Origin of the sequence: Methylorubrum sp. POS3 (assembly GCF_043352485.1) — a bacterium.
GTDB classification, from domain to species: domain Bacteria; phylum Pseudomonadota; class Alphaproteobacteria; order Rhizobiales; family Beijerinckiaceae; genus Methylobacterium; species Methylobacterium suomiense.
The window spans coordinates 1-242 of record NZ_JAPRBT010000013.1 but is presented as its reverse complement, the minus strand read 5'-3'; the positions used below and the strand labels follow the sequence as shown (position 1 = coordinate 242).

Genomic DNA, 242 nt, shown 5'->3' with positions numbered 1-242 from the left:
TTCGCGCCCGCGCGGATCATCAACGGCTACGGCCCGACCGAGACGGTGATCACGCCGCTGCTGCTGGCGGTCGATCCGGCGACGGACGCCGCGGCCTGGACGGGGGGCGACTGGCTGCCGATCGGCACGCCGGTGGGGGCGCGCACGGCCTACGTGCTGGACCCGTCGCTGCGCGAGGTCGGCCCGGGCGTGCCGGGGGAGCTGTATCTCGGCGGGTCGGGTCTGGCGCGGGGCTATGTCGG

General features: G+C 76.0%; 1 protein-coding gene. It reads left to right on the top strand.

Going from position 1 to position 242, the window contains the following annotated elements:
- Positions 1–242, top strand: a 242-nt coding sequence (locus OWC43_RS23255) for an AMP-binding protein (RefSeq protein WP_393958656.1), incomplete at both ends; no start/stop codon positions are given.